Annotated in this window: 4 protein-coding genes; 1 reads left to right on the plus strand and 3 read right to left on the minus strand. The window is 60.1% G+C overall.

All coding sequences use genetic code 11. The features are described from left to right. A partial coding sequence (locus LD28_RS23675) for a hypothetical protein (protein WP_206538750.1) occupies positions 1-184 on the plus strand: 184 nt, incomplete at its 5' end. 69 nt (positions 185-253) lie between these two features. Here the strand turns inward: LD28_RS23675 and ychF are convergent. The 3 genes from ychF to LD28_RS0111630 all read right to left on the minus strand — a co-directional run. Continuing rightward, on the minus strand, positions 254-1,345 hold the full coding sequence (gene ychF / locus LD28_RS0111620; RefSeq protein ID WP_033137132.1) for a redox-regulated ATPase YchF: 1,092 nt from the start codon (positions 1,343-1,345) through the stop codon (positions 254-256). A 116-nt stretch (positions 1,346-1,461) separates the two neighbouring features. Beyond that, positions 1,462-2,058 (minus strand): aminoacyl-tRNA hydrolase, encoded by a 597-nt coding sequence (gene pth, locus LD28_RS0111625; protein ID WP_005334960.1) that lies wholly within the window; start codon positions 2,056-2,058, stop codon positions 1,462-1,464. Between the two features lie 218 nt (positions 2,059-2,276). Beyond that, positions 2,277-3,676, minus strand: a 1,400-nt coding sequence (locus LD28_RS0111630; protein ID WP_033137133.1) for a bifunctional metallophosphatase/5'-nucleotidase, incomplete at its 5' end; no start/stop codon positions are given.

Raw genomic sequence — 3,676 nt, forward strand, 5'->3', positions numbered from 1 at the left:
CCAACTGAGCTACATAGCCAACCTTGCTTCCGGTGAGTCGTTACCTCGTCACCGTGCGGGCCGAATTATGCGTATCTGGCTCTGGGGCGTCAACCCTTTTTTTGCCATAAAAACGCAATTTGAGTGCGTTTGGCCAGATATTGGCCTCTGTTGCGCAAAAGCCCAACAATCTGCTTTTTTTTAAGACATGGCTGTCATTGCCCGGGCAATGACAGATAAAAAACAGGCCAGCAAATGCTGGCCTGTCATGGGATTAGACGTTGAACAGGAAGTTCATGATATCGCCATCTTTGACGATGTAATCTTTCCCTTCCGCGCGCATCTTGCCCGCTTCCTTGGCGCCTTGCTCACCCTTGTAGGTGATAAAGTCTTCAAAGGCGATGGTTTGGGCGCGAATAAAGCCTTTTTCAAAGTCAGTGTGGATCTTGCCAGCCGCTTGCGGGGCAGTGGCACCGACCGGGATAGTCCAGGCGCGCACCTCTTTCACACCGGCGGTGAAGTAGGTCTGCAGGTTGAGCAGCTGGTAACCGGAGCGGATCACCCGGTTCAGACCCGGTTCTTCGATGCCAAGATCAGCCATGAACTCGGCGCGATCTTCGTCGTCCAGCTCGGCGATGTCCGCTTCGATGGCGCAGCAGACCACGACCACCACCGCGTTCTCGGCAGCGGCGATTTCACGCACCTTGTCGAGGTAGGGGTTGTTGTCGAAACCATCTTCCGCCACGTTGGCGATATACATGGTGGGTTTCAGGGTCAGGAAGTTGAGGTGGCTCACGGCGGCCAGCTCTTCCTTGTCCAGCTTCAGACCACGGATCATCTGACCGTTTTCCAGCGCGACCTTGATCTTCTCCAGGGTTTCGACTTCCAGCTTGGCATCCTTGTCGCCGCCTTTGGCGCGCTTGGACTGGCGGTGAATGGCGCGCTCGCAGGCGTCCAGATCCGACAGGGCCAGCTCGGTGTTGATCACTTCGATATCGTCAGCCGGGGAGACCTTGCCAGCAACGTGAATGATGTTCTCGTCATCGAAGCAGCGCACTACGTGGCCGATCGCTTCGGTTTCACGGATGTTGGCCAGGAACTGGTTACCCAGACCTTCACCCTTGGAGGCGCCGGCAACCAGGCCTGCGATGTCGACAAATTCCATGGTGGTCGGCACAACGCGCTGCGGATTGATGATGGCAGCCAGCTGATCGAGGCGGGGATCCGGCATCGGGACCACACCGGTGTTCGGCTCGATGGTGCAGAACGGGAAGTTGGCGGCTTCGATACCGGCCTTGGTCAGCGCGTTGAACAGGGTGGATTTGCCTACATTGGGCAGGCCCACGATACCGCATTTAAAACCCATGGATTGTTACCTTACTTGATGGATGCTGTTGAGGGTCGCCCGCAGGCGGCCCATGTCATGCTTGTTCTGGTCGTTGCTCATGCACCGGCACAATGCCCGTACAGGGTCAAACCGACCTAACCCTTTTCAGCCTTGAAGCTGTGCAAGCGATTCATGGCCTTGGTCATATCTTGTTTGAACAGGATATCGGTGGCGCGCAGAGATTCGTCCAGCGCGGCGTCGATCAGGTTCTGTTCACTGCTGGGGGCCTTGGTCAGGACGAAGCCTGCCACCTGCTCTTTGCTGCCGGGATGGCCGATCCCGAGACGCAGCCGGAAGAAGTTATTGTTGTTGCCCATCTTGGCGATGATGTCCTTGAGGCCGTTATGGCCACCATGACCACCACCCTGCTTGAACTTGGCGATGCCTGGCGGCAGGTCCAGTTCATCATGGGCAACCAGCATCGCTTCCGGCTCAATCTGATAAAAACGCGCCAGTGCGGCCACCGCCTTGCCAGAGAGGTTCATATAGGTGTTCGGGATGAGCAGCCGCACATCCTGCCCCTCGACCAGGATGCGGGCAGTATGGCCAAAGAACTTGGGTTCTTCACGCAGGCTGACATTGTGCCAGCGGGCCAGTTGCTCCACATACCAGGCGCCCGCGTTGTGGCGGGTCTTGGCATATTCCGGGCCGGGGTTGCCCAGTCCGACGATCAGTTTGATTTCGCTTGTCACGCTTGATGTCTTCACTCGCAGCTGCCGTGGGCACACTACCCAGGGCAATAGGACGCAATATTCTAGCCGCCGAGTGGCGATCACTCAACCAATGCTCATGTTATGGCGGGATTTGCACCACTATTGCGGCTAATGGGGGGCTAACAGTGGGCAAACGGGCCTCTTGCAAGAGGCCCGTTTCAGCTCACCGATGGAAGGTGTCTAGTTGACCACCGCCGTTATTTGGCGCGCAGCAGGGTGACAGTTTCCTCATCCAGCGCGGTCAGGGAGGGGCGGGCATCGCGCACATACTCCACGAAAGAGGCTGCATCGGTGCCGCAATCCACGCCGCTGGCTTTGCAATCGAGGGCCTGGCCCGGGGCATAGACGGCGCTCAGCAGTTCACCGTTTTGTGCCACCTTCAACACCGGGAAGGCGGTCAGCTTGCCATTGACGCTGGCGATGTCGACCCGCTCGCTCTGGTGGCGCTGGGCATTGGCCAGTGCCTGCCAGCCATCGTTGCCGTTGGCGCTGTAGGCGTTCATCACCACCCGATAGCGCTGGCTATCCACCAGATCCTGCCACTCGCCGCTTGCGGTCTTGCGCTGCAACTGGGTCAGGGTGCCCGCTTTGCCTGCGTCGGTCTCCTGGAAGGTGTAACGCAGGTGGCCGCCATAGGGGAACTTGCCAGCATGGGCGCTGGCGGGCAGGGTGGCGGTGATGGTTTCGCTCAGCAGGGCGCGCACCTCGGCGCCGGTCAGGGTCAGCACCGAGAGCTGGTTCTTGAACGGCAGCAGGGTGAGGGCGCTATCTCCCTCGCGCCATTCGCCTGCAGGCAGTTCGGCACGCACGCCGCCCACCGCCACCAGAGAAAAGTCGACCGGGCCGCCGGTCAGGGCTTGCACTGCTGGCGTATTGGCCCAGTAGAACTCCCCTTCGGCAACCAGCGGCGCCACATCGGAGCCGTGGCTGTCGCTGCCGTTGTCGCCGGGACGGCGGGCATTTTGCAACTGCTCGGGAATGGTGCCGATCACCGGGCCGTAGGCTTTCTCCAGCGCCGGTTTGTAGTGGCTGTCGATGATGCCGCGCAGGCGCGGATCTTCATCCACGGTCACCAGATTGGACTGGTTGTCGACAAACTGGCTCGCCTCTTTGCTGCGGACGTCGTCGAGCGTCTGCTTGCGGGCTGGATCGGCGAAGAAGTCGCGGCTGGCCAGCAGGCGGTTGTGGCCCTGGCAGTCGGTCACCTGACCGTGGCTGTCAAAGGTCACCTGCGCCAGACCGATGGCCTGGGCGTAGGAGCCCGCCTGCACTACGCAGGTCTTGCCGAGGCCGTCCGGATTGGTCACCAGCTTGGCGTAATCGCCGGTCTTGCCCCAGCCGATATTGCGAAAATCGCCGAGCAGGCTGTGGGAGTGGCCGCCGACGATGGCATCGATGCCGTTTACCTTGGCCGCCAGCGCCAGATCCCGCTCGTTGCCGATATGGGTCAGGGCGACGATCTGGTGGATCCCCTTGGCTTGCAGCATGTCGACCGTGGCCTGAGCCGAGGCGATCTCTTTGCCAAAGCGCAGCTTGCCGACGTTGGGCGCTATGTTGCCCATGTCTTCCAGCACCAGACCGATGACGGCGACCAACT

Source organism: Aeromonas finlandensis (genome assembly GCF_000764645.1).
In the GTDB taxonomy this organism is placed as follows: Bacteria; Pseudomonadota; Gammaproteobacteria; order Enterobacterales; family Aeromonadaceae; genus Aeromonas; species Aeromonas finlandensis.